Genomic DNA, 24,234 nt, shown 5'->3' on the forward strand with positions numbered 1-24,234 from the left:
TTTTTTAATTAGTCGTCGGGGTTATCCATGACGGCATGACGTTCATGATGATAACCCTCCTCATCATAGCCATATCGCCAGTAAGGAATCGCGTAGATATCATCGCGACCAAAACCTTTTTCACGTCGAATAAAGCGGCGTAATTCACGGATAATTTGGTCTTCACCAGCAATCCAGAAGCCCACATCGGATTCTGGAATATCCCACGATTTAAAGGTATTAATCAGATTAGTAGTCTGGCTAATATCTCCACAAATCCAATCAATTTCGATACCAGCCGGTTTGGTTAACTCGCGAATATCCGTTTGATGGTCAAGGCGTAAAACGACGCGTCCCGTTGCTGTGTCAGGCATTTTTTCCAGTAGCGCTGCTATTGCGGGTAAAGAGCTTGAATCACCCGCCATAAAGTAATGTGCGCGGATAGGCAGTAGTGGATCTGGCCCTCCAGGGTTGGTGATCCCCAGCCAATAACCCGGTTTTGCATCACGAGCAAACAGATAAGCCGGCCCCGTCACCCCTTCGTGCATGGCAAATTCAATATCGATTTCGTTGAGCTCAGGGCGAATAGCGCGAACGGTGTAAGTGCGCACAAAAGGGCGCGGCTTATCTTCTGGCCAGCTACGTCCTTTTTCAGTGAGAAAAGGAAGCGCGGGTTGGCTTTGATGGTCAGGAGCAATAAAAATTTTGAGATGACCACCTTCACACTTCGTTGGATAATTGGCTAACTTTTCACCCGTAAATGTGATGCTGCGAATAGAAGGGCTGATATCGACAATGGATTTAACTTGAATGAGCTGTGGGGGCGCTGGGCGGTAGATATTTTTTTCAACAGTCTGTTCACTAGCCACTAACCGTCTCCTTTCTTAATGATAATATTATTATATGTTAATTATTATCATTATCATATCATGAATGTTTATAGGAAAACTATCCAAAAGATGCAGGATTATTGAGCGTCTAATTATAAATATGCCGCAGCATTTTAATGCTGCGGCAACGAGTTTACTTCACTTTCATGCCGGCGGCAGTCATCAACAATCTAAATAAGGAAGAAAAGGCGAATAGTGCCAATACGCTTCCTAACCAAATTGCCGCCATCCAGCCGAGCTTCTTCCACCAAGGTGAGCGAAGAGTTGTATCAGTGATAGCCTTGGTCTGGGGTAATTTTTCCTCTGAAGACATAGTAACTCCAATAGGTGTAAACCAAAATAACAGGGATGATGAACAGGGCGCCAACTAGCATAAAGCCTAAGCTTTCTGAAGGACCTGCCGCATCGCGGAATGTAATTGCTGGCGGAATTAAACTTGGCCAAACGCTGATGCCTAATCCTGTAAATCCTAAGAAAATCAGCATTAATGCAGCAAGAAATGGCACGCTATCGTAACGTTGGCGTTTGGCACTTTTTAAAATCAACCATACACAACCGAGCACTAATAGAGGAACGGGTAAAAAGAAAAACAAGTTTGGCAAGCTAAACCAGCGTTCATAAACGGCGTCATTTAACATTGGCGTCCATAAACTGATAACGCCAATCACTGCTAACATGACCAGTGTTAATGGGGTTAACACGCGATACATGGTTTTGCGCAGATGTCCTTCCGCTTTCATGATCAACCAGCCACATGCCAGTAAAGCATAAGCGATGACTAAACCGAATCCACAGAACAGCGGGAAAGGTGCGAACCAGTCAAAATAGCCGCCCATATACACGCGGTTTTCAACGTGGAAGCCTTGAATAAACGCGCCAATCACAATCCCTTGGGAGAATGTAGTAAGAATTGAGCCCCAAATAAAGGCGTGATCCCAGCGGCGGCGATGAGATTCATCGGCGCGGAAGCGAAACTCGAAGGCGACCCCGCGAAAAATCAATGCCAGTAACATAAAGGTTAGTGGAATAGATAGCGCATCTAAAACAATGGCATAGGCTAATGGGAATGCTCCAAATAGCGCCGCACCACCAAGCACTAACCACGTTTCATTACCATCCCAAACAGGTGCCACACTGTTCATCATCAAATCTCGGTCTTGGCTCTCTTTTAAGGCTGGGTACAAAATACCAATACCTAAGTCAAAACCGTCCATCACGATATACATCAACATACTGAAGACGATGATGACAAACCAAATTAGTGGTAAATCAATGCCCATGAGTTGCCTCCTCGGAGATACCTTTACGAATTAATTTCATCATGTACATGTAGCCAATCCCAAATACGCCGCCGTACACCACAAAGAAGGCTAGCAAGCTCACGCTCATGTGCATTTCACCATGGGCGCTCACGGCATCTGCGGTACGTTGTAACCCGTAGACAACCCAAGGCTGACGACCGATTTCGGTGGTAAACCAACCGGCTAAGATGGCGATTAAACCTGATGGCGCCATGACGAACATAAAACGCAGGAACAGTTTGGATTCATACAGTTTTTTACGCGAACGCAGCCATAATCCCCAAACACCAGCAGCAATCATTAACATGCCTAAGCCCACCATCACGCGGAATGACCAGAACACCATAAACACATTTGGTCTATCTTCAGGTGGAAACTCTTTTAGTGCTGGAACCTGTTTGGTGGTGCTGTGTGTCAAAATCAGGCTCGCCATGTAGGGAATTTCAATGGCATATTCGGTTTTTTCTTTTTCCATATTTGGAATACCGAAGAGGATCAGCGGGGTGGCTTCGCCGGGTTTATTTTCCCAGTGACCTTCCATTGCTGCGACTTTAACAGGCTGATGTTTTAGGGTATTTAACCCGTGAGCATCGCCGATAAAAGCTTGGACTGGCGCTAAAATCAGGATCAACCACAAGGACATGGAGAACATTTTCTTCATGGCGGAGGATTTATTGCCTTTGAGTAAATGCCATGCGCCGGATGCACCAATAAAAAATGCCGCTGCCAAGAATGCCGCAGTGGTCATATGGAGTAAGCGGTATGGGAATGATGGGTTAAAGATCACCGCTAACCAATCGACAGGGACAATTCGCCCATCGATAATTTCAAAACCTTGAGGCGTTTGCATAAAGCTATTGGATGCAAGGATCCAGAAGGTTGAAATGATGGTACCGAGTGCAACCATGCACGTCGCAAAGTAGTGAAGCTTTTCGCCCACGCGATTCATACCAAATAGCATGACACCGAGGAAGCCAGCTTCTAAGAAGAAGGCGGTGAGCACTTCATAGGTTAAGAGTGGGCCGGTGATGCCACCTGCAAAATCCGAGAAGAAACTCCAGTTAGTTCCAAATTGGTATGCCATCACCAATCCAGAAACGACCCCCATACCGAAATTGACAGCAAACACTTTTGACCAAAAATGGAACAGCTTTATATAGTCAGTATCGCGGGTTTTGAGCCATAAACCTTCGAGTACCGCCAAAAAACTGGCAAGTCCGATGGTGATGGCAGGGAAGATAATATGGAACGATACCGTAAACGCGAATTGAATACGGGCAAGCTCCAGCGCAGTTAGTCCAAACATATTGACCCCTGAATGGAATTGATTTCGACACGCCACATTTCCAGCCATTGCGAAGCAATTTTGGGCTGTTCCTTAGCAATAAATAATTGATTTCGCTGGATTGTTAACACTCATAAATCCAACTAAAAATGTTTTGTGGTTATAGTTAAAAAAAGTCAGGTGAATGTGTGGATAAGTAGAACATGAGACGATAAACTATAATAGTAACAATTTTTAGCAAATCACCTATAACAGTGAGGCGGGAATGACGAGATACGAACAGCTAGCAGCACAAATTCGTCAACAGATTGAAGATAATATTTGGCAAGTAGGTGACAGGCTACCTTCACTGAGAGAGAGCGTTAAGCAATCGGGTTTAAGCTTAATGACGGTGGTACAAGCTTATCAATTACTGGAAAGTCAGGGGTGGGTCGCTGCGCGCCCGCAATCTGGCTATTATGTTGCAAATCGCAATAATGCATTTGCCGCCGCAAAAGGGGGAAAAGGGCTCCATCTAAATGAAAATGTGGAGATTAACGCCTCTATTTTCGGTGTACTGCAAGCATGCAAAGACCCAGATATTATCCCATTTGGCTCTGCTTTCCCAGAGCCCGCTTTACTGGATGATCCAAAACTAGCCAAGTCTCTCGCTTCGGTGGCGCGTCGTTTATCGAAAACCAATACCACCACCAACTTACCTCCGGGGAATGAACAGCTACGTCGCAATATTGCCCAGCGCTATGCAACGCAAGGGATCCACGTCGCCCCTGATGAAATTGTGATCACGGCAGGCGCGATGGAATCATTGGTGTTGAGCTTACAAGCGGTTACTCAACCGGGTGATTGGGTAGTGATTGAATCCCCTGCATTTTATGGTTCCTTGCAGGCGATAGAACGCTTAAAACTTAAAGCGATAGCCATCAAAACTGACCCACTATTTGGAATTGATCTTGATGCGTTAGAGGACATTGCGGATAAATACCCGATCAAAGCTTGTTGGTTGATGACACACTACCAAAACCCGTTAGGCGGCACGATGCCTCCAGCTAATAAAAAGCGGTTAGTGAATATTTTGAACAGTCATAAAATTGTGTTGATCGAAGATGATGTGTATGGCGAGCTTTATTTTGGTACCCAGCAACCTATTCCTGCAAAATCACTTGATTCACAAGGAAACTTTTTCCACTGTTCATCATTTTCGAAATGTTTAGCGCCGGGATACCGTGTCGGGTGGGTAGCAGCAGGTCATCACGCGAGCAAAATTCAGCATTTGCAGATGATGAGCACCGTTTCGGCCAGTGTGCCAACCCAACTGGCGATCGCGGAATACTTATCTCAAGGGGGGTATGATAGTCATCTGCGTAAGCTTCGCCAAACGATGGAACAGCGGCAACATTTAATGCTGAGCGCAATCGCTAAATATATGCCGTCCACGGTTAAAGTGAATACCCCAAAAGGGGGCTATTTTTTATGGTTGGAATTTGAACCACCATTTAACGCCATCCAGCTGTATCAATTAGCATTAAAGGAAGGGATTAGCATAGCACCGGGGAGCATGTTCTCAACCAGCGACCAATTCAATCATGCATTTCGCTTAAATGCATCATTTGCATGGAATGACAGGCTTGAACAGGCGATGCAAGTTTTAGGGCGTTTATGCTATCGATTAACGGGGCTAAAATAGGGAAAATAGGGTGAGCGTGGCGGTCGCGCTTACCCTTAAGAGTTGCTTAGCTGCTTGCAAGTCCGATAGCTGCAAAGGTTAACATTCCACCAGCAACACCTTCGGTAATGCGACGTTTTTTATCGTTATATTGTTGGCGATTATGCATTGATGCGAATATCATGCCGATGGCACCGTAAATAATGATGCATGATGTGATGAAAGTCGCTGATAAGATTAAAGATTGTATTGCAACACTTTCGGAAACATGGATAAAATTAGGTAAAATTGCGAAATAAACTAGTAACCCCTTAGGGTTAAGGAAGCTAGTGAGGAACGCTTTGCCAATCACAGCTTGCGTGGAAACGGCATTAATCCGAATCTTTCTCGATTTCATGGCCGATAACAGCATACGGACAGCTAAGTAAGCAACATAGGCAACTCCTACCCATTTGATGGTTTGGAAGATAATTGGTGAAGTTGCAACAATAGCCGCAAGCCCAAGAGCGGCTAAAATGGCATGGGTCACATAGCCGAGAATAATACCCAAATTGGCTTTCCATGCAGCAGAGATTCCGCCTGATAACCCTTGTGATGAGATAAATAAAATATCGGGACCTGGTGTGCAAATCAAAGGAATGACAGTTGCACTAAACAGCAATAACGTTTGTAGATCCATCCAAACACCTCTAATTTATTATTATTTTCTTATGAAGAGAACAAAGTTTGGTTATTATAGCTATTTCCCGTTGAAATTTGGTTGTTTTGTTGCTTGTCATGGATGCTTATTTGACATTTAATATCAAAAAATAAAATCAAAAGAGGTTCGAATGCCAAAGAATACTGGCTCGCATTATGCAGAAAAGCATGAGCTGGAACATAGCAGCTCATCCGCCATCAAATTAGATGCGATTGATAAACATATTTTGCAGGTGCTACAACGAGATGGAAAAATCCAAAATGTTGAACTGGCAAAAGAAGTTGGTTTATCCCCGTCACCTTGCTTAAGACGCGTTAAGTTGCTGGAAGATGCTGGCGTAATCAAACGTTATGTTGCGGTGTTGGATGGTACAAAGATTGGCGCGGGCTTGTCCCTGTTCGCACGTATTTGGTTTAAAACTCAAGATGCGCAAACCATTAATCAATTTGTAGCCGATATTCAGCAAATGCCAGAAGTGGTGGAGTGCCATTTAATGGCGGGTGAATGTGATGCGCTGATCCGTATTGTGACGGAAGATATGGCATCTTATCGTCGTTTTCACGCTGACTATTTGACGCAAATAAGCAGTGTGCAGAGTATCAAAACAGAAGTGCCTATGGAGACCGTCAAAGTCACGTATGCACTTCCTTTATAAGCTTACGAAACCCATCTATTTACCACGCTATACTGCTCAATAATCTCCATTAATATTATTGAGCAGCTTGCTGATTTGTATTGATTACCCTACAAAAGCAGTAATATCGTCGTAAAAATATCTCCGAGAATATTAATAAGGGCGCTCAGGCAGATCGTAAATATGTTCACTGAGATTATCGACAATGGTGTTCGGTAAACAATCGATTGAAGCAATCGATTTACCTTTATTGTAAACATCAACCCCACCCGCGCGTTTTGTTCCTAGATAGTCAGAGTGAACGGTATATACATATGTCCCATTTTTAAAATCTAGCTCCATAATTTGGGCGTGACCTGTATCCGTATCGGCGGCTTGTGTTTTTAATAAATTTTGAGTTAGTTGTTGTGGTGAGCGAACAATTTCAATATCGGGAATATCATCTATTTTTCCAAAAGCATATCGATACTGACCATCAACGTATGTCACGCGAACTTGCTTGTTATTTTTGTTTACACACTGAAAAACAGTGACAGTATAGGCGTCAGCCAGTGCTGGGGCAGACATGAGTACAGGTAATGCTAGAGCAAGTAGTGTACGGCGAAGTTTCATGGGATCCCTACTAAAAAAGAGTTATCAATATTGATATTATCGGCATCGTATTCGGATGCTCTAGAGAGAGTTTAGCATTTAAAATTAAGCTAAATGTATTGATGACTAAAAAGCAGATTATTCCACACGGTATGTTGTCAATATTAGACAAAGTGCACGAATGTAGCAGGTAAATGGCAAAATTTTCTCAGACTTTCGGCAAGAATTAGATTATTGCAATGACGTTTGTTAAATTAGGGAAGTAGTTTTAAAGCACGAGGGTGCTAATCGAATAATGATAATACAAGGTGAAATATGCGTGATGGAACTCGTGCTATGCAGGTGAAAAATCGTCATTTACCGAATTGGCAAACATTAAAATTAATATTGAGTTCTTTAATTGTCTTTAATTTTTATTTAAATGTTAATCCAACCGTGAAATCCGATTATTCAATATTGATTGAAATATTTGATTGGGTATTAATCCCGATGTTTGTTTTTATCGCTGCATATTTAAGCAAAGGAATTTTATGGCAAGGTTGGCGTGCCCATTTAATCCCACCTTTAATTATCTATTTCACGTTTCAAACGATAGATGCGATCCCGCTTTATTTTACAAATCGATTAAGTATCGAGGAATATTTACTGTTCCCTCAAAACGGTGTTTGGTTTTTTTTAGCGGTACCGATATGGCAAGCCGTTTTTTTATTACTGCCTTCATTTATAAAGAATAATGTCGGGGGAGTGACTGTCACCTTGCTGTTATCCATCATCATTGCGTTTTTCTCCAAGATACACTTATCGGATCTTACTGGTTTTTCGGCGATTATTCAGTATTTTCCATTCTTTGTTATGGCATACTTTTGTGATGACAAGAAAATAGTTTGGCTCAGACAAAATGTATTTTTTGTCGTATCCGCAGTAATCGCCTTAGTTGTGATTTATATTTATACCCCAGTAGATATTGAATCTGAGCTAATAAAGATTTTAGGGGAAAACCAACTTACTTATCATTTCTTTGAGTATATTTTTGCATTTCTAATGGGCGTGTTAATTTCAATTGCAGTGATGTGTATTGCATTATCGACTGAGCGATTTGTGAAAATAGCAAATAACGCATTGGGAGTGTATTTAATTCATCCGATCATCTGTTTCTTACTATTAACTGGGTTAAGTTCATTCCATATTGAAGCGGGTTTACCGCTTTTAATTTTGCTCACTCTCTTCACCATTACGTTAGCGTTATTTCTAGCCAAAAATTCGACCATTCATTGGTTTTTAAACCCTGAATTAAAGTCGAGAAAATAATAGAGAATAGTAAGATTAGAAACGGAAAGGGTCTATAAAATAAGGCTTACCGAATAATCTCGGTAAGCCTTTATTAAGAGTAAAATAACTTATTTACGCAGGGCTTTAACTTGCTCAGGGGTCACATCACCGGCTTGTCCACCCCATTGAACACGCAGGAAGTTGACCAAATTGGCAATTTGCTGGTCGCTAAGCTTGTCGGCGAAACCTGGCATGCTTTGCATGTTTTGGTTATTTGGGAACGCTTGCTCCGGCAAACCATCCAATACGGCATTAATAAGATTGGTACTGTCCACATCACGCAGGGTCGAATTACCTTTCATCGCCACTGCCACATTAGGTTTACCGCTTCCATCATAGGAGTGGCAACCAGAGCAACTTTCCAGATAAACCTGTTTACCTATTGCGTTGCCATCACCCATCTTGAGCGGTAATGTGGCTGGTGGGTTATCACCCATTAGGTAGGTCGCAATGGCCTTGTTATCTTCCGGGGTCAAATGCTGCGTGCTGAGGTAAATAACCGGATGCATATCGCTGTAGGCTGAACCTTGCGGCGCTAATCCTGTCATGAAGAACTGTTGGAGATCTTCTTTTGTCCAACCACGGGCGGCGAGGGCGTCAGGGGTAATGTCAGGGGCAGTGAAACGACCCAATGCACCACCTTTCATATACTTATCTAACTCCATTTCGCCGAGCGCTCCTCTTGGTGTATGACATTCAGAGCAGTGTTCAAGTACATTGACTAAATATTTTCCTCGCTCCCATTCAGGAGAACTGCCTTGAGAGCTATTTGGCAATGGTTTGTCATTGAAAAATAATAGGTTCCAGCCAATCATCGCCATACGCTGGTTTAACGGGAAAGGCAGCGAATTTTCTGGTGGTGCGACATCTACCGCTGGGCGGCTCATTAAATAACTGTAGATAGCATCAGAATCACTGCGAGTTATTCCTTTATAGGAGGTATATGGCATCGCAGGGTAGAGGTTTTTGCTTGGTGGCGAAACACCTTCAGTTAATGCTTTATGGAACTCTTCTTTTGTCCAGCGGCCAATCCCATAATCAGCAGAAGGTGTTAAGTTACTGCTATAAATAGTACCAAAGGGGGTATCGAGAGGAAAACCACCCGCTAGAGGTGCGCCATTTGTGCTGGTATGGCATGCCGCACAGTCACCGGCAAGTGTTAAGTAACGACCACGCTCAATCTCCTCGGCGCTCGCGGTGACTTTTTGCACTGGACCGTCAGGTTTGCGACTCTCATACCAATACAGAATCGCCCAGACGACAATAGCTATCGCTATCAACCATAAAATAATACGTTTGATCATTTTATCGTCTCCTTGATTAGTCCCGGAGTACTCATCACCACATCTCGTACTGCTTCATAATAACGAACATAACCCGTACAGCGGCAAATGTGATTATTTAAAGCTGTTTTGATGGCTTCTTCTAGCTCTTCTTCGGCAATCGGGTTGCGTTGCAATTCCTCAACGAAAATCGTTGCCGCATTGACAAAACCTGGGGTGCAGTAACCACATTGGAAACTAAAATGGTCGATAAATGCTTCTTGTACAGGAGATAATTTAACGTCACCATTTTCTTCTTTGGTGGCAGCCCCTTCAATGGTACGAATGCTTTTGTTGTTGAAAAAGTGTGCGCCTGTAATGCAGGTGCGAACTTCTTCACTTGTGCCTGATGGATTATCCAAAATCACCACACATGCGTGGCAAATACCTTGACCACAGCCAAGTCGTGAACCCGTAAGGTCAACATACTCATGAAGAAAATCAATCATCATGAGACCTTCAGGTACATCCATCGGTCCATATTGTTGACCGTTAATGTTGATGGTAAGTGGCAGAAAATTTAGGCTCATGATAATACCTCTAGAATATCGTTAGGGCGAACAGGCAGACTCAAGAAATGGTGCCCTGTTGCATCAGCAATCGCATTGACGATGGAAGAAACGACAGGGATCATAACAACTTCAGCGACCCCTTTTGGTGGATCGGTATCGGATAACCCTGGCAGGATTTCGCTAGTTTGTTTCCAAACTGCAACATCATTTGCGAGGGGTAAATGATAACGGTTAAAGTTCCATGTTCCATTTCCGGGTCCATCTTCGTAGAGAGGTAAATATTCATGGAGCGCATGACCAATACCCATCGCTAATCCACCTTGGATTTGCCCTGAAACCAATTGAGGAACAATTAAGTTTCCGCATTCAACGACGGTATGGTGGTCGAGTAATTCGACATGACCGGTGGCCTTATCAATGGCAAGTTCAGATAAGGTAGCGACGGCGCTGTAATAGGTAACGCCAGCATTGTTTCGTTGAGTATCAGGGTAATACGCTTTTTCGCGATGCCATACTTGATAATCTTTGTCTGCAAATCGTAGGGAAAGACCATCAACAGGAAGGCGGCGGGTTTCATCATTAATTTTGAAATCAGCTTCAGCCCATTCCCAGCGGTTAAAGACATGGCAAACTGCGCCAGTTAAACCACCCATCTCAAATGTACGGTCGATTAAGCGTTGTAAGCTGAGCACTTCTAGCCCATCAGCGGTGAGACCATTGGCAACCCAACGGGCATCCTCACGACGAACCACGAGCGGCGCTGCTTGCCCACCACCAATACCCTCTTGCCAAATTGACATTGCCGCTGGCCACAGACCATATTCAAAGACTAATCGAGCGGCTTCTTCAGTACTGTGGGTGAAATAATAAGCGGAGTTACTGGCGCTAGCTGGGGAGCAGTAATTCGGTGTCCAAAGCGGGTTAGTGGCGAGGCGTTCTTGTTCATCTTGCGCCATGGCAAATGGGTTTCCTGTCGAAATCATCGGCAGAACTGACCAATCCACAACCGAAAAATGGGCTTCTTCCGCAGGTTTGCCTAACCACTTGGCACAGACTACGGCTTGGGATGTGGACATCCCCGTACCAATCTCCGCACCACTATGATAAATAGCTATTTTCCCTTCAGGTGTGAGTTCAACGCGCGCAAAGGAGGATTCAGCACCTGTACCGAAGTCTTTTTGAACGCAAGAAATGCCGGTACCAAATAATTTGCCTGCATTTTTAGCTTCAAACTCGGCTTTACGTTTTGCTCTTTCTTTCCACATTGGGTGCTCAGCGCAACGGCTCAGCACTTCATCCGCACGAATTGCGCCGCCTGGGATAGCCCCTTGGGTATTTTTCATTCCTGATTTGATGATGTTTTTCAGGCGAAACTCAATAGGATCGGCTTTGAGTAATTTTGCGGCTTCTTCCATGATCATGTCAGTGGCAGCCATGGCCTGTAACGTACCATAACCACGAGCAGATCCCGCATCGACCGCGCGAGAAGCGATACCCACAGCCGATAAATCACTGCGAGGAATATAGTAGATGGCTTGGGCGCCAGTGGCTGCAACCATCACAACGGAAGGCGTAAAGTTACATCGACCGCCGCCATCCCCAATAAATGAGGCGGAAAGTGCTTCAATTTTATGGGTTTTCTTATTGACGGCGAGGGTGTAATCCATGTCAAACGCATGGCGTTTGATGGTGGATTGGAACTGTTCATAACGGTCGTTGGCTAGGCGGATCGGAACGCCATCACCATACAGAGTTGCCATCGCACCATAATAAGGGAATGGGGTGTGATCTTTCGAGCCATAACCCACCGTAAAGCAAGGGTGTAAGAATATTTGCTTAATTGGGAATTTAGATTTTGCGAGCATTTCAGGCAGTGATGCGGCAACTTCTTGCGGGGACTGTGTTGGGATCACTAAATGGAAAGATTGTGTTTTGGCATCATACCAGCCATTGGCATTATCGGGTTCGAGCGCTGAGGTATCAATAGATTGCGAAAAGTATTTACGCTTGATAACCAGCCAATCTTCCGGCGGATTTTCTAACTGTTTTGCAAGTTCATCCGCATAATACATGCCTTCTTGATCAAGCTTTCCACCTTCACGACCTTCAGGCCAGATTGGGAGATGCTTTTTCATACCAATCGGGGAAATAGGCATATCTTTCATGCTGGAGTATGTATCAGGTGAGAATGGTGTTTCTCCGCCGATACGAACCCCACGATAAGTTCCCCAAGGATCTCGCTGTAATGGTCCCGTATAAGCACCATATTGGATGACATCATCGTGGAATTTGAGTGTCTCTTTAGCGAAGTTAAATTTGGCAAAATCATGATAAATTAGTAACGCGACGGCTTGCCCTAAGTAAGCAGGGGTTTTTCCTGTCGGTAATAGTAAATCTTCACCATAGAACTCAGGGAAGGCGACGCCATCTTTTTCTAAATCACTGGCGGTAACAATACGGTCAGGCATTAAGCCATCATTAAGTCGTTCGAGATTAAAACCTTCGTAGATTTTATCGGCTTGGGTGACGCGTAGAAGAAAGGCGTGTCCTTGTTGTTTGGGCCAGTGAGGGATATCGCGGGCTCGAATATCTCTTGCAAAGACTTTTTCACCTTGCACTTTGGCATAGCCATCAATTCGGAATTTGATTTTTTTATCGACAGGGTTCCAGTCGGGAGCCTGAAGAATTTTTTCCTCGAATAGCACATCAAAAGCTCGGCTATACAAAGGGGCGATATAACAAGAGATCCCCGCAACAACAGCACATTTGATAAAGTGTCTGCGGGATAGTCCGACATGGTTATTGCTCATAATATACCCTTACACTTATTTTCATTGCTTCAATTATTATTTTTTATTTCATTGCTAGTTTCGTGATATAAATATTTATATATCCAATGGTTCTATATCGAAATATGAGTAGAATTGGATGGATAATAAAAATGATGACGATTAGCATAATCTGCATATTATTATTTATAATATAAACAATAAAATTAATTATGTATAATGTAAACCATGAATATAGGTATATTAATATTAGCGGCAGGAAAAAGTGAGCGTTTTCAACGTGCTGGTGGTGGAGGAAGTAAATTAAATTATCGAATTGACCAACAAACGGTGTTCGAAAAAACGCTTGTAAATTCAATGAATAGTGAATTGCCTATTCATGTAGTCACTCGCGCTGATAATTTGGGTGTCATTAACAATTGTTTACATTTTAATATTCCATTTTCCGTATTAAATAGCCATGGACTAGGGGAATCGATTGCGTTAGGCGTAAAAAATACCTCTAATTGGAGTGGCTGGTTAATTCAGTTGGGTGATATGCCCTATATTTCTCACGAAATATTTATTCGAGTTGCGAACGAATTAAAAAATTATTCATTAGTGCGACCTGTATATAAAAACATACCGGGGCACCCTGTCGGAATATCAGAAAAGTATCGACAAAATTTGCTTAATTTATCGGGAGATAATGGCGCAAAATCAATATTACGTCATCAATTGGTTTACGAAATGCAGATAAATGATGAGAATGTCATTAAAGATATTGATTATCTTCCAAATAAAAACTAAGAATAAAAATCAATAGGGACTGAATATGCTACGTGAAGATGTGTCCGTGATTTCTCAAGCAATAAAGTGGGCAATGGATGAACCAGTCTGGTTATGCACTGTGCTGAATACTTATGGTTCATCGCCGCGAAGCCCCGGCTCTTTATTGGTCGCTAAAGGAGATGGGATGTATGTAGGTTCTCTCTCTGGAGGCTGTATTGAAGAGGATTTTCTGCAACGAATTCAGCAAGGTCATTATTTAAAAGATAGCCAAGTTGTTCGCTATGGTCAGGGCGGGGTGGAAGCCAAAGTCAATTTACCTTGTGAAGGGAGTTTAGATGTTCTTATCGAATATTTACCCTGTAACCCGCATTCTCATCAATACCTTTCACAAATTCAAACAGCACTACTCGGTTATACCGCCATCATCAAAAAACTGACACTCCCCCTGCGAAGTGAAATTTCGACGGTACCAAACTCACAACATCCCACGCATATTGAGCGCAATGGCGATGAGATCCAATTTTATATCATGGCGCCACCCAAGCTAATCGTTGCGGGTATTTCTAATGTCGGTGTTTACTGCGCTAATTTTGCGGTCACATTAGGGTTTGAAGTGATTATTTGTGAGCATCGTGATGACGAATTGTTACGCTTTGCTGGGCAAATTGCAGAACAAGTTGAGATTAAAAAAATATTCCCTGCCCGCTTTTTAGAAGAGAATCCAAGCGCATCTAATACCGCTATTGTGTCTTTGACTCATGACCCTCGCATTGATGATTTAACATTAATGGAAGCAGTGAATACATCTGCATTTTATATTGGTGCAATGGGCTCGACCCGAACGAGCGCTAAGCGCCGAGAGCGTTTGTTAAATTCAGGGGGATTAACGCTTGAGATGTTAGAGCAGATTCATGCGCCTATCGGTATTCCCATTGGCAGTAAAACCCCACCAGAGATTGCGTTAGCGATTATGGCCGACATAGTGGCACATAAGAATGGGCGGGGTTAAGCTAGTTTTGCCCATTTCGAATCGGGAAAATAAATAGTGGGAAATGTATGGCTATTTTAAAACATGGAAGGATTCATAATGCGTTCTAAACTCATTCATCAATGGAAGTTCAAAAGGAGAGCTAGGCTCTCTTTCTTAGGCGCAGAGATCCTTTGGTCGGTAGTTTTAGGCATCATTCAGGCATTAGTCTATCAATGGTATTTGAGCGCTCATCCAGAGGATGCAAGTTTAGTTTTTCAAAGTAATTTTTATCATCAATTCTCTTTTAGCCAGTTTGGGTTGATGGAAGTTCTGTTTGCGATTATCCAAATCTATATATTTACACTGCTTCTTACACAACGAGTTAGGGATATGGGTATTAAATATCCATTTATAATTTCGCTTGTTTTTACATCAGCATCATTGTTTTTAGCACCATTAAGTATGTTTAACTCATCGACTTTTTCAGTTGTATTTATGTTTATTTTGTTGATTGGGGCATTGATTGCTTTATTTGCACCATCAGCGCCGGAAACAAATGTGAATATAAAAAATGATGTGGTGAATTGAAAGATAGGGGGAGATAATTGATGTGGGCTGAAATGTAGATTAGATAAACAGCATAACGATCTTATGCTGTTTATCTTAGATAATACTTTTTACGATGTAAGTATTGGCTTACACATTAAACAAGAAGTTCAACACATCGCCATCTTTAACGATGTAATCTTTACCTTCTGCACGCATTTTACCGGCTTCTTTCGCACCTTGTTCACCACGGAATTTGATGAAATCTTCGAATGCGATAGTTTGTGCGCGGATAAAGCCTTTTTCGAAGTCAGTATGGATTTTACCCGCCGCTTGTGGAGCTGTGGCACCAACAGGGATAGTCCATGCACGCACTTCTTTCACGCCAGCGGTGAAGTAAGTTTGCAGGTTTAATAATTCGTAACCTGCACGAATCACACGGTTAAGACCTGGCTCTTCAATGCCTAAATCAGCCATAAACTCATCGCGCTCTTCATCGTCTAGCTCGGCGATATCAGATTCGATAGCGGCGCAAACAGGCACAACTACAGAACCTTCGGCTTTAGCGATTTCGTAGACTTTGTCTAAGTATGGGTTATTTTCAAAACCATCTTCATTGACGTTAGCAATGTACATGGTTGGCTTCAGGGTCAAGAAGCTTAAATAACGGATTGCGGCTTTATCTTCAGCGGTTAAATCTAATGAACGCAGCATGCCAGCTTGTTCTAAGTGTGGCAGGCATTTTTCTAGAGCTTCTAATTCCGCTTTTGCGTCTTTATCGCCGCCTTTTGCGCGTTTTTGTACGCGGTGAATAGCACGCTCACAAGTATCTAAGTCAGACAGCGCTAATTCAGTGTTGATCACTTCAATATCGGCTGCTGGGTCAACTTGGCCAGCAACGTGGATGATATTGTCATTTTCGAAACAACGAACGACGTGACCAATCGCTTCCGTTTCACGGATGTTAGTCAGGAATTGGTTACCAAGACCTTCACCTTTCGATGCGCCTTTTACCAGACCCGCGATATCAACGAATTCCATCGTGGTTGGCAGGATGCGCTGAGGCTTCACAATTTCAGCTAATTGATCAAGACGTGGGTCTGGCATTGGCACAACACCCGTGTTTGGTTCAATTGTACAGAAAGGGAAGTTGGCTGCTTCGATGCCGGCTTTGGTCAATGCATTAAACAGAGTGGATTTACCCACGTTAGGCAGACCAACGATACCGCATTTAAAACCCATATGTTTCTCACCTTAATAGCGGGGGCAGGCGAGTGCTGCCCCTAATGTTTAGAAAATTGGCGCTGATTATACACAAAAACTCGTGTTTGATGAAATCAACTCTTAGGCTGTGGCTTTAAAACCATGTAAGCGATTGATAGCTTTATCCATTCCATCTGATAACAGGATGTCCGTGCAGCGCACAGATTCATCAATCGCATCATCAATAAGCTTCTGTTCTGACAGCGGAGGCTTGCCTAAAACGAACCCAACAACTTTGTTTTTATCGCCTGGATGCCCAATACCAATGCGTAAGCGGTAAAAGTTAGGGTTATTGGCAAATTTACTTTGAATATCTTTTAAGCCGTTATGTCCGCCGTTACTGCCACCGAGTTTCATTTTGGCAACACCCGGTGGTAAATCGAGCTCATCATGAGCCACTAAAATTTCATCCGGATTAATGCGATAAAAATTAGCGACCGCGGCGACGGATTTACCGCTCAAGTTCATAAAGGTGGTTGGAACCAGCAAGCGAATATCATTGCCATTAAGATTGATGCGAGCTGTATAACCAAAAAATTTAGGCTCTTCCTTTAACGATTGGTTATGGCGTTGTGCCAGTAAATCAACATACCACGCACCAGCGTTATGGCGGGTTTGCGCATATTCAGCGCCCGGATTGGCTAATCCAACAATTAATTTTATTTTACTCACGGGGACTTTTTCACTGTCAATGTATAGAAATTGGTGACTAGTTTACCTCGTGTCGGGGGGGATGTACAAAATTGTCATTGATAAGGTTGTGCTAGTGATAATTAGTTTGTGAATTATTCGTCAATACCATCATCAGTTGTTAAATTGATTAAAAGCACTTTTTGAGTAGATATCCTTAAACTCTTCTATACATGTGAAGCTTATCGCAAATAATTTTACTTAAAGAGCTATACTCTTTACATAAATATAAAGTTTTATCGAACTTTTCTTTAATGCTTGCGTATCAGTTTACTGATATTGGAGGTAGATATGAAACGGAAAATGGTTACTCTTATTGGTAATGGCTTGATGGGTTTGGGTATGGTGGTGATGGGGGGAAGCATCGGTTTAAACCTGTTTTCTCATATTGTTGATTTAGGGTTGTCCGATGACATCATCAATGGCTCACTGTTCGGGATCTTTATCGGTGCATTGGTTTGGTTAGTGGGCGCAAGAATGGGCGGTAAAGAGAAAGTGGAAGACCGTTACTGTTTGCTGAAACGCCAATTTCATTCCCGTAACGATAACCACCGTTACCCATAGTGAGTTGGGCTGAAGCTCATCAATGGATATCCTCAATGAACAAAAATGTGTCATTGAAAAATAGGTAAAATCTAAATAAGAGTGAAATTCGATATCAATGATTTCACTCTTATTTTTTGTCTAAAGCCACGATAAATGAAACCGTTCAAAAAAATAAAGCCCCTACGGTTGATGAACAACAGTAGGGGCGCTACTTATAAATTTTTGTATCGTGACCACAATGAATGTGGTGCGATAAAGCACATTTCTCGCCTCAATAATTTAATGAAAAACTACTGAAACCAGCATGTTAAAACGGGGTCATTAAGACCCCGCTTTAGAATTAGTGCTCGAACATCGCAGAAATTGACTCTTCATTGCTGATACGGCGAATAGCTTCGGCCAGCATGCCTGAAAGGGTCAGGGTGCGAACTTTGTTCAGCGCCTTGATTTCAGGAGAAAGAGGAATTGTGTCACAAACAATGACTTCATCAATTACAGAGTTTTTGATGTTGTCTACAGCATTACCTGAGAAGATTGGGTGAGTTGCATAAGCGAATACACGCTTAGCACCACGTTCTTTCAGCGCTTCAGCTGCTTTACACAGTGTGCCACCAGTATCAATCATATCGTCAACTAAGATACAGTCACGACCAGAAACGTCACCGATGATATGCATCACTTGAGAAACGTTTGCGCGTGGGCGACGTTTGTCAATGATTGCCATATCAGTATCGTTCAGTAATTTCGCGATTGCTCTAGCACGAACGACGCCGCCGATGTCTGGAGAAACAACGATTGGGTTTTCTAAATCTTTCTGCAGCATATCTTCCAGAAGGATTGGGCTACCAAATACGTTATCTACAGGAACATCAAAGAAGCCCTGGATCTGCTCTGCGTGTAAGTCAACAGTAAGAACACGGTCAACACCCACACTTGACAGAAAATCGGCAACAACTTTAGCGGTGATTGGTACACGGGCAGAACGTACGCGACGATCCTGTCTTGCATAACCGAAGTAAGGGATAACAGCGGTAATACGACCAGCAGATGCACGGCGCAGGGCATCGACCATAACAACGAGTTCCATCAGGTTGTCATTGGTTGGTGCGCAAGTTGACTGGATGATAAAAATATCACCACCGCGAACATTTTCATTAATTTGAACACTGACTTCGCCGTCGCTAAAACGACCAACAGCCGCGTCTCCAAGATTAGTGTAAAGGCGGTTAGCAACACGTTGTGCTAGTTCCGGTGTAGCGTTACCAGCAAAAAGCTTCATATCGGGCACGAGAAAAACCTCAGGCTTGCGTCCAGAGAGATATTGTTGACCAACAGCAATGATGGATAAGTCATCACTATCGGTGCAATACACGGGTTATCCCAGCGCGGAATTTGTGCACAGGAGAAACATTCGCTCCTTGAGCGACGAATCCTTGCACCCACGATGGGGATTTATTTAACACCTTCAGGGCATCCGCTTGGGTTTCAAATTCAGAAAACACACAAGCGCCTGTTCCTGTTAGGCGAGACGGAGCATATTCTAACAGCCAAGAAACGAGCTGTTCAACCTCACGAAAACGTTTTCTTGCGATCGGTTCACAGTCATTTGCATACGGAGCCAGTAATAATGCGGCTAAAGAGCGTTTTGGAGAATTTCTATTTAATTCTGGATCTGTGAAGATCATCGGGGTTGAGATTTCAATTCCGGGGTGTGCGACTAAATACCAACGCTCTTTTGGTTCTGCGGGTGTTAAAATTTCGCCAATGCCTTCAGCAAAGGCGGCATGACCGCGAACAAAAACGGGAACATCAGCACCAAGGTGTTTACCTAATTCGGCTAAAACCTCATCAGAAACGTGAGTTCCCCAATGCTCATTAAGCGCAATCAGCGTTGTCGCGGCATTTGACGATCCGCCACCAATACCACCGCCCATCGGCAGCACTTTGTTGATGTGAATATCTGCACCTAACGCCCCTTGATGATTGAGGGTTTCGCGACAATAGGTTTGCAAGCTTTTTGCTGCACGAATAATTAAGTTTTTTTCGGTATCCACACCCGGCATCGGGGTGAGCAAATTAATCTGATCATCCGAACGAGTGCTAAAGGTGATTTCATCACCATAATCTAAAAATTGAAACAGAGTCTGTAGCTCATGATAACCATCAGCTCGCTGCCCAGTAATGTATAAAAAAAGATTCAATTTTGCCGGTGATGGCCACGTTAAGGTCATTTTTTCAGTGTCCAACTATCCATTTTTAATTTGATGATTTTATCCCCTTGCTTCAACTCCATGTGGTTCGGCAGCATCGGCGAGGTTTTGGTATCGTAAGAGAGATAATCCAATTTCCATGTTTCGCCATTGATTTTAAACGTCACGGATTTGAGCAGGTGGTTGCTATCGAGAGTATATTCAGTGGCACGCCCTGGAGAACCGACCAACCAAGCGGTGAGATCATCAATGGGGATATCCATACCAGTTAACTGATAAATTAATTCACTTGGCACATCACTCATGTGAGTTTGCCCATCTTTCGTGGTTAATTTGGTTAAATCAGGTTCCACACTAAGTTCCAGTTCACGCGTACCTAATGGGTTAGTCAGCAATAAACGGTATTTTTCGGGGGTATATTGCTGCCAGAAAAACTTCGCGTAAGTTTTGGTTTCTGTTCCGGTACCTTGACCGCCAATGTACACAAAGGAGCCGCGAGTTTGGTAATCACGCAGTTCAACCACTTGTGATTGGTGGGCTTTCCACTGCGCATCCGTTGAAGATGAAGTGCCTTTCGTAGTGTCTTGAGATGTGGTCACACAGGCAGTCAGCAGCAGGCAGGAAAGGGGCATTAATCGCCAAAAGTTTCTGGCTGGGCGCATAAACGACAGAGCTGAAGAAAGTTGCATATCGGTTCTCAAAAGGTAATTTTCAGGAATATTGCGCTAATCTGCAGTGGTTATCAATGAAAACATACTAAAAAATAGGGAATTTGCTTTCTGTGCCAAATAGCGGCATCCTTGATGCATCTTATTGATATTGATATCAGACAGTCCGATAATCAACGTAAATTTTGGTGTGCATCATCTTTCTGATTGTTGATGATAGGCTACCCGTAGAAACAGACGCGTTAATCATCTACAATATACGCATATAAATCGCAGTAATGAGCTAGGTCACTAGTATCATGCTGACAAATAAATTAGCAATGTGAGCAATGTGAGTAAGTCGTAAGCACAATGACCCTATTAGCCTTAGGCATTAATCATAAAACAGCACCAGTGGCTTTGCGTGAGCAAGTCGCTTTTGGTCCTGAAAAAATCGACCACGCACTTGAGGAGTTACTGAAACAGCCTCAAGTGAGTGGCGGCGTTGTGCTGTCTACCTGTAACCGAACTGAACTGTATCTTAGCCTTGAATCCCAAGAAAAAGCGCAGGAGCAGTTAACTAAATGGTTATGTGATTTTCACGGGATCACCGCCAAAGATCTACAACCTAGCCTTTATTGGCACCAAGATGCGCGCGCAGTTAGCCATCTTATGCGTGTGGCAAGTGGGCTAGATTCGTTGGTTCTTGGTGAGCCTCAAATTCTCGGTCAAGTGAAAAAGGCGTTTGCGCTTTCGCAAGATAATCATTCTCTATCTAGCGAATTAGAGCGCTTATTCCAAAAATCGTTTTCCGTGGCTAAACGTGTACGAACTGAAACTGATATCGGTGCGAATGCGGTCTCTGTCGCTTTTGCGGCTTGTACACTGGCGAGACAGATTTTCGAATCACTCAAACATTTGAATATTTTGTTAGTCGGTGCAGGGGAAACCATCGAATTAGTCGCTCGTCATTTGCGTGAGCATGGCGTGCAAAAAATGATGATAGCTAACCGAACGCTAGAACGTGCAGAACTTCTAGCCAAAGAAGTGAACGCGCAAGTTATCTCATTAGCCGATATCGATAATCGTTTAGCTGAAGCGGATATTGTGATTAGTTCAACGGCTAGCCCGCTGCCAATTATTGGTAAAGGGATGGTCGAGCGTGCGATGAAAGCACGCCGTAGTAAACCTATGTTATTGATTGATATCGCAGTTCCTCGTGATATCGAGCAGGATGTAGAAAAACTTAGAGATGTTTATCTCTACACTGTTGATGATCTGGAATCCATCATTGCCCAAAACTTGGCGCAACGTAAAGCCGCCGCGGTTGAAGCGGAATTTATTGTTGAGCAAGAAAGCGGTCATTTTATGGATTGGTTGCGCTCACAAGCCGGAGTCTCTACAATTCGCGAATACAGAGAGCAGGCGGAAGCAATTCGGGCAAGTATGACCGAAAAAGCACTTGCAGCCATTGCCCAAGGTGCCAACCCTGAGCAAGTGATTATGCAGCTATCACAACAGTTAACCAACCGCCTGATCCACGCTCCGACTAAATCTTTGCAGCAAGCTGCGGGAAATGGGGATGTTGAGCGTCTAAATCTACTTAGGGACAGCTTAGGGCTGGACCATCAATAACCACTTTTTAATCATAGGTCTGATATAACGAATGAAGCCTTCTATTGTCGCAAAACTAGAAGCATTACAAGAACGCTACGAAGAAATTGAAGCGCACCTTGCTGATGCGGGTGTGATTGCTGATCAAGACCGTTTTCGTGCTTTATCAAAAGAATATGCTCAGTTAACGGATGTCGCGAAGTGTTTTACTGCGTGGCGCACCGTTCAGGATGATATCGAAACAGCACAAATGCTGTTAGATGACCCTGAAATGAAAGAGATGGCTCAAGAAGAGTTAAAAGAAGCCAAAGAGCGCAATGAAGAGCTAGAGCAACAATTGCAATTGTTGTTACTTCCAAAAGATCCTGATGATGAATATAACTGCTTTGTGGAAATCCGCGCGGGCGCGGGTGGCGATGAAGCGGCAATTTTTGCGGGTGATTTATTCCGTATGTACAGCCGTTATGCGGAAAGTAACCGCTGGCGCGTTGAACTGATGAGCACCAGTGATGGTGAGCACGGTGGATACAAAGAAGTTATCGCAAAAATTTCGGGTGATAGCGTATATGGTCGCTTGAAGTTTGAATCCGGTGGTCACCGCGTACAACGTGTTCCTGAGACGGAATCACAAGGCCGTATTCATACCTCCGCATGTACTATTGCTATTTTACCTGAACTGCCAGAAGCGGAATTACCGGAAATTAGCCCAGCGGACTTACGTATTGATACATTCCGTTCATCGGGCGCGGGTGGTCAGCACGTTAACACCACCGATTCGGCAATTCGTATTACCCACTTACCAACGGGGATTGTGGTTGAATGTCAGGATGAACGTTCACAACACAAAAACAAAGCGAAAGCGATGTCTGTGTTGGGTGCACGTATTCGCCAAGCTGAAATGGATAAACGCCATGCAGCGGAAGCCTCTGAACGCCGTAACTTATTAGGTTCCGGTGACCGTTCTGACCGTATTCGTACTTATAATTTTCCACAAGGTCGAGTCACTGATCACCGTATCAACCTCACGCTGTACCGTTTGGATGAAGTGATGGAAGGAAAACTGGATGCATTAATTCAGCCTATCATCAACGAATATCAAGCTGATCAGCTTTCTGCTTTATCTGAGCAGGACTAATGCGTTATAGCGAATGGTTACAGCAGGCAGTCGTCAGACTGTCTGCCAGTGATAGCGCTAAACGAGATGCGCAGATCCTGTTGCAGCATATGACAGGGCGCAGTCGTACTTACATCCTCGCTTTCGATGAAACCGAACTAACTCCCCACGAACAGCAACAATTAGAAGCGCTATTAGCCCGTCGTGAACAAGGAGAGCCGATTGCCTACATTGTGGGTGAACGCGAGTTCTGGTCACTGCCGCTATATGTATCCCCCGCAACCTTGATCCCGCGTCCAGATACCGAATGCCTTGTTGAGCAAGCGTTAGCACGCCTTCCTCAAGACGCGTGTCGTATTTTGGATCTTGGCACAGGAACGGGGGCTATTGGGTTAGCCTTGGCGTCAGAGTTACCCAATAGTCGCGTAACGGGCGTGGATTTTAACCCCGATGCGGTGGCGTTAGCGCAACGAAATCAACAACGTTTAGCCATTACAAATATTCAGTTCTCACAAAGTGATTGGTTTACTTCACTACCAAATGAACTATTTGATATGATTGTGAGTAATCCACCTTATATTGATGAGAGTGATATTCACTTGAGTCAAGGTGATGTGCGTTTTGAACCATCAACGGCGTTGATTGCTGATGAGGATGGTTTTTCAGATTTAGCACACATTATTGCCACATCAAAACAATACCTAAAACAACAAGGGTGGCTGCTGCTTGAGCATGGTTGGCAGCAAGGTTTAACAGTGCGAGAGCTGTTTAATGAAAATGGGTACACCAATGTCGAGACCTGTCTGGATTATGGTGGTAAAGAGCGAATTTCCCTTGGCCAATGGAATGGTTAAGCGGGCAATTGCAG

Annotated in this window: 24 protein-coding genes; 10 read left to right on the forward strand and 14 right to left on the reverse strand. The window is 43.5% G+C overall.

Going from position 1 to position 24,234, the window contains the following annotated elements:
• Positions 1 to 8: 8 nt before the first annotated feature.
• The 4 genes from M5X66_RS07410 to M5X66_RS07425 all read right to left on the reverse strand — a co-directional run bounded on the left by M5X66_RS07410 (position 9) and on the right by M5X66_RS07425 (position 3,476).
• Positions 9 to 848: a siderophore-interacting protein gene (locus M5X66_RS07410; protein ID WP_108478222.1), complete on the reverse strand. Its 840-nt coding sequence runs from the start codon at positions 846 to 848 to the stop codon at positions 9 to 11.
• Positions 849 to 1,002: 154 nt separating this feature from the next.
• Complete coding sequence (locus M5X66_RS07415; protein WP_071992173.1) at positions 1,003 to 1,182, reverse strand: DUF2474 domain-containing protein; 180 nt, start codon at positions 1,180 to 1,182, stop codon at positions 1,003 to 1,005.
• The gene (gene cydB / locus M5X66_RS07420) at positions 1,139 to 2,149 is read right to left on the reverse strand and encodes a cytochrome d ubiquinol oxidase subunit II (protein ID WP_270103969.1); all 1,011 of its coding nucleotides are present in this window, start codon (positions 2,147 to 2,149) and stop codon (positions 1,139 to 1,141) included. Before cydB ends, M5X66_RS07415 begins: the two co-directional genes overlap by 44 nt.
• A complete protein-coding gene (locus M5X66_RS07425) occupies positions 2,139 to 3,476 on the reverse strand; it encodes a cytochrome ubiquinol oxidase subunit I (RefSeq protein ID WP_036954708.1) in 1,338 nt (445 codons plus the stop codon). The genes cydB and M5X66_RS07425 overlap by 11 nt, the downstream gene beginning before the upstream one ends.
• Before the next feature lie 244 nt (positions 3,477 to 3,720).
• Between M5X66_RS07425 and M5X66_RS07430 the strand changes: the two genes are divergently transcribed.
• A complete protein-coding gene (locus tag M5X66_RS07430) occupies positions 3,721 to 5,139 on the forward strand; it encodes an aminotransferase-like domain-containing protein (protein WP_036954705.1) in 1,419 nt (472 codons plus the stop codon).
• Between the two features lie 46 nt (positions 5,140 to 5,185).
• Here the strand turns inward: M5X66_RS07430 and M5X66_RS07435 are convergent, their stop codons facing one another.
• Entirely contained in the window at positions 5,186 to 5,797 is a 612-nt protein-coding gene (locus M5X66_RS07435; RefSeq protein WP_036954702.1) for a LysE family translocator, read from the reverse strand.
• 151 nt (positions 5,798 to 5,948) lie between these two features.
• On the opposite strand from M5X66_RS07435, the gene M5X66_RS07440 reads away from it, so the two are divergent.
• Positions 5,949 to 6,473: an Lrp/AsnC family transcriptional regulator gene (locus M5X66_RS07440; protein WP_051422784.1), complete on the forward strand. Its 525-nt coding sequence runs from the start codon at positions 5,949 to 5,951 to the stop codon at positions 6,471 to 6,473.
• A 132-nt stretch (positions 6,474 to 6,605) separates the two neighbouring features.
• Here M5X66_RS07440 and M5X66_RS07445 read toward each other — a convergent pair whose 3' ends face one another.
• Positions 6,606 to 7,064: a hypothetical protein gene (locus M5X66_RS07445; protein WP_036954698.1), complete on the reverse strand. Its 459-nt coding sequence runs from the start codon at positions 7,062 to 7,064 to the stop codon at positions 6,606 to 6,608.
• Between the two features lie 294 nt (positions 7,065 to 7,358).
• On the opposite strand from M5X66_RS07445, the gene M5X66_RS07450 reads away from it, so the two are divergent.
• Positions 7,359 to 8,351: an acyltransferase family protein gene (locus M5X66_RS07450; protein ID WP_154599330.1), complete on the forward strand. Its 993-nt coding sequence runs from the start codon at positions 7,359 to 7,361 to the stop codon at positions 8,349 to 8,351.
• Between the two features lie 89 nt (positions 8,352 to 8,440).
• On the opposite strand, the gene M5X66_RS07455 is transcribed toward M5X66_RS07450, so the two are convergent.
• Genes M5X66_RS07455 through M5X66_RS07465 form a run of 3 tightly spaced genes read right to left on the reverse strand, consistent with a single transcriptional unit; the run spans position 8,441 to position 13,016 of the window.
• On the reverse strand, positions 8,441 to 9,676 hold the full coding sequence (locus tag M5X66_RS07455; RefSeq protein WP_154599329.1) for a c-type cytochrome: 1,236 nt from the start codon (positions 9,674 to 9,676) through the stop codon (positions 8,441 to 8,443).
• The gene (locus M5X66_RS07460; RefSeq protein WP_036954690.1) at positions 9,673 to 10,224 is read right to left on the reverse strand and encodes a (2Fe-2S)-binding protein; all 552 of its coding nucleotides are present in this window, start codon (positions 10,222 to 10,224) and stop codon (positions 9,673 to 9,675) included. Before M5X66_RS07460 ends, M5X66_RS07455 begins: the two co-directional genes overlap by 4 nt.
• Positions 10,221 to 13,016 carry a xanthine dehydrogenase family protein molybdopterin-binding subunit gene (locus tag M5X66_RS07465; protein ID WP_132495022.1) on the reverse strand — a complete coding sequence of 932 codons (2,796 nt, stop codon included), beginning with the start codon at positions 13,014 to 13,016 and terminating at the stop codon, positions 10,221 to 10,223. Before M5X66_RS07465 ends, M5X66_RS07460 begins: the two co-directional genes overlap by 4 nt.
• A gap of 207 nt (positions 13,017 to 13,223) precedes the next feature.
• Here M5X66_RS07465 and M5X66_RS07470 point away from each other — a divergent pair, with 207 nt between their 5' ends.
• The 3 genes from M5X66_RS07470 to M5X66_RS18700 all read left to right on the forward strand — a co-directional run bounded on the left by M5X66_RS07470 (position 13,224) and on the right by M5X66_RS18700 (position 15,324).
• Positions 13,224 to 13,784 carry a nucleotidyltransferase family protein gene (locus M5X66_RS07470; RefSeq protein WP_270103970.1) on the forward strand — a complete coding sequence of 187 codons (561 nt, stop codon included), beginning with the start codon at positions 13,224 to 13,226 and terminating at the stop codon, positions 13,782 to 13,784.
• Positions 13,785 to 13,809: 25 nt separating this feature from the next.
• The gene (locus tag M5X66_RS07475; protein ID WP_036954681.1) at positions 13,810 to 14,775 is read left to right on the forward strand and encodes an XdhC family protein; all 966 of its coding nucleotides are present in this window, start codon (positions 13,810 to 13,812) and stop codon (positions 14,773 to 14,775) included.
• Positions 14,776 to 14,853: 78 nt separating this feature from the next.
• Positions 14,854 to 15,324, forward strand: a complete 471-nt coding sequence (locus M5X66_RS18700; protein WP_036954676.1) for a hypothetical protein — start codon at positions 14,854 to 14,856, stop codon at positions 15,322 to 15,324.
• Between the two features lie 108 nt (positions 15,325 to 15,432).
• Here M5X66_RS18700 and ychF read toward each other — a convergent pair whose 3' ends face one another.
• Positions 15,433 to 16,524: a redox-regulated ATPase YchF gene (ychF, locus tag M5X66_RS07485; RefSeq protein ID WP_036954672.1), complete on the reverse strand. Its 1,092-nt coding sequence runs from the start codon at positions 16,522 to 16,524 to the stop codon at positions 15,433 to 15,435.
• 102 nt (positions 16,525 to 16,626) lie between these two features.
• A complete protein-coding gene (gene pth, locus M5X66_RS07490; RefSeq protein WP_036954667.1) occupies positions 16,627 to 17,217 on the reverse strand; it encodes an aminoacyl-tRNA hydrolase in 591 nt (196 codons plus the stop codon).
• Positions 17,218 to 17,526: 309 nt separating this feature from the next.
• Here pth and M5X66_RS07495 point away from each other — a divergent pair, with 309 nt between their 5' ends.
• Complete coding sequence (locus M5X66_RS07495) at positions 17,527 to 17,799, forward strand: DUF2583 family protein (protein WP_036954662.1); 273 nt, start codon at positions 17,527 to 17,529, stop codon at positions 17,797 to 17,799.
• 322 nt (positions 17,800 to 18,121) lie between these two features.
• On the opposite strand, the gene prs is transcribed toward M5X66_RS07495, so the two are convergent.
• The 3 genes from prs to lolB form a co-directional block, all read right to left on the reverse strand.
• Entirely contained in the window at positions 18,122 to 19,069 is a 948-nt protein-coding gene (gene prs, locus M5X66_RS07500) for a ribose-phosphate diphosphokinase (RefSeq protein ID WP_006661866.1), read from the reverse strand.
• 67 nt (positions 19,070 to 19,136) lie between these two features.
• Positions 19,137 to 20,012: a 4-(cytidine 5'-diphospho)-2-C-methyl-D-erythritol kinase gene (gene ispE / locus M5X66_RS07505; RefSeq protein WP_036954657.1), complete on the reverse strand. Its 876-nt coding sequence runs from the start codon at positions 20,010 to 20,012 to the stop codon at positions 19,137 to 19,139.
• Complete coding sequence (gene lolB, locus M5X66_RS07510) at positions 20,009 to 20,653, reverse strand: lipoprotein insertase outer membrane protein LolB (protein ID WP_187129832.1); 645 nt, start codon at positions 20,651 to 20,653, stop codon at positions 20,009 to 20,011. The genes ispE and lolB overlap by 4 nt, the downstream gene beginning before the upstream one ends.
• Before the next feature lie 357 nt (positions 20,654 to 21,010).
• Between lolB and hemA the strand changes: the two genes are divergently transcribed.
• The 3 genes from hemA to prmC are packed head-to-tail and all read left to right on the forward strand — an operon-like array spanning position 21,011 to position 24,220.
• A complete protein-coding gene (gene hemA / locus M5X66_RS07515) occupies positions 21,011 to 22,273 on the forward strand; it encodes a glutamyl-tRNA reductase (RefSeq protein WP_036954652.1) in 1,263 nt (420 codons plus the stop codon).
• A 31-nt stretch (positions 22,274 to 22,304) separates the two neighbouring features.
• A complete protein-coding gene (gene prfA / locus M5X66_RS07520; RefSeq protein ID WP_036954647.1) occupies positions 22,305 to 23,387 on the forward strand; it encodes a peptide chain release factor 1 in 1,083 nt (360 codons plus the stop codon).
• Complete coding sequence (gene prmC, locus M5X66_RS07525; RefSeq protein WP_270103971.1) at positions 23,387 to 24,220, forward strand: peptide chain release factor N(5)-glutamine methyltransferase; 834 nt, start codon at positions 23,387 to 23,389, stop codon at positions 24,218 to 24,220. Before prfA ends, prmC begins: the two co-directional genes overlap by 1 nt.
• Positions 24,221 to 24,234: the final 14 nt, after the last annotated feature.

It is taken from the genome of Providencia sp. PROV188, from assembly GCF_027595165.1.
Taxonomy (GTDB): domain Bacteria; phylum Pseudomonadota; class Gammaproteobacteria; order Enterobacterales; family Enterobacteriaceae; genus Providencia; species Providencia lanzhouensis.

Bases quoted from the DNA above. Each gene is read 5' to 3' on its own strand.
- ispE (WP_036954657.1), bottom strand. From the start codon at position 20,012: ATGACCTTAACGTGGCCATCACCGGCAAAATTGAATCTTTTTTTATAC.
- prmC (WP_270103971.1), top strand. From the start codon at position 23,387: ATGCGTTATAGCGAATGGTTACAGCAGGCAGTCGTCAGACTGTCTGCC.
- M5X66_RS07445 (WP_036954698.1), bottom strand. From the start codon at position 7,064: ATGAAACTTCGCCGTACACTACTTGCTCTAGCATTACCTGTACTCATG.
- prfA (WP_036954647.1), top strand. From the start codon at position 22,305: ATGAAGCCTTCTATTGTCGCAAAACTAGAAGCATTACAAGAACGCTAC.
- M5X66_RS07425 (WP_036954708.1), bottom strand. From the start codon at position 3,476: ATGTTTGGACTAACTGCGCTGGAGCTTGCCCGTATTCAATTCGCGTTT.
- hemA (WP_036954652.1), top strand. From the start codon at position 21,011: ATGACCCTATTAGCCTTAGGCATTAATCATAAAACAGCACCAGTGGCT.
- lolB (WP_187129832.1), bottom strand. From the start codon at position 20,653: ATGCGCCCAGCCAGAAACTTTTGGCGATTAATGCCCCTTTCCTGCCTG.
- M5X66_RS07465 (WP_132495022.1), bottom strand. From the start codon at position 13,016: ATGAGCAATAACCATGTCGGACTATCCCGCAGACACTTTATCAAATGT.
- ychF (WP_036954672.1), bottom strand. From the start codon at position 16,524: ATGGGTTTTAAATGCGGTATCGTTGGTCTGCCTAACGTGGGTAAATCC.
- M5X66_RS07450 (WP_154599330.1), top strand. From the start codon at position 7,359: ATGCGTGATGGAACTCGTGCTATGCAGGTGAAAAATCGTCATTTACCG.
- M5X66_RS07460 (WP_036954690.1), bottom strand. From the start codon at position 10,224: ATGAGCCTAAATTTTCTGCCACTTACCATCAACATTAACGGTCAACAA.
- M5X66_RS07435 (WP_036954702.1), bottom strand. From the start codon at position 5,797: ATGGATCTACAAACGTTATTGCTGTTTAGTGCAACTGTCATTCCTTTG.
- M5X66_RS07415 (WP_071992173.1), bottom strand. From the start codon at position 1,182: ATGTCTTCAGAGGAAAAATTACCCCAGACCAAGGCTATCACTGATACA.
- cydB (WP_270103969.1), bottom strand. From the start codon at position 2,149: ATGGGCATTGATTTACCACTAATTTGGTTTGTCATCATCGTCTTCAGT.
- M5X66_RS07440 (WP_051422784.1), top strand. From the start codon at position 5,949: ATGCCAAAGAATACTGGCTCGCATTATGCAGAAAAGCATGAGCTGGAA.
- M5X66_RS18700 (WP_036954676.1), top strand. From the start codon at position 14,854: ATGCGTTCTAAACTCATTCATCAATGGAAGTTCAAAAGGAGAGCTAGG.
- M5X66_RS07475 (WP_036954681.1), top strand. From the start codon at position 13,810: ATGCTACGTGAAGATGTGTCCGTGATTTCTCAAGCAATAAAGTGGGCA.
- M5X66_RS07455 (WP_154599329.1), bottom strand. From the start codon at position 9,676: ATGATCAAACGTATTATTTTATGGTTGATAGCGATAGCTATTGTCGTC.
- M5X66_RS07430 (WP_036954705.1), top strand. From the start codon at position 3,721: ATGACGAGATACGAACAGCTAGCAGCACAAATTCGTCAACAGATTGAA.
- M5X66_RS07495 (WP_036954662.1), top strand. From the start codon at position 17,527: ATGAAACGGAAAATGGTTACTCTTATTGGTAATGGCTTGATGGGTTTG.
- M5X66_RS07470 (WP_270103970.1), top strand. From the start codon at position 13,224: ATGAATATAGGTATATTAATATTAGCGGCAGGAAAAAGTGAGCGTTTT.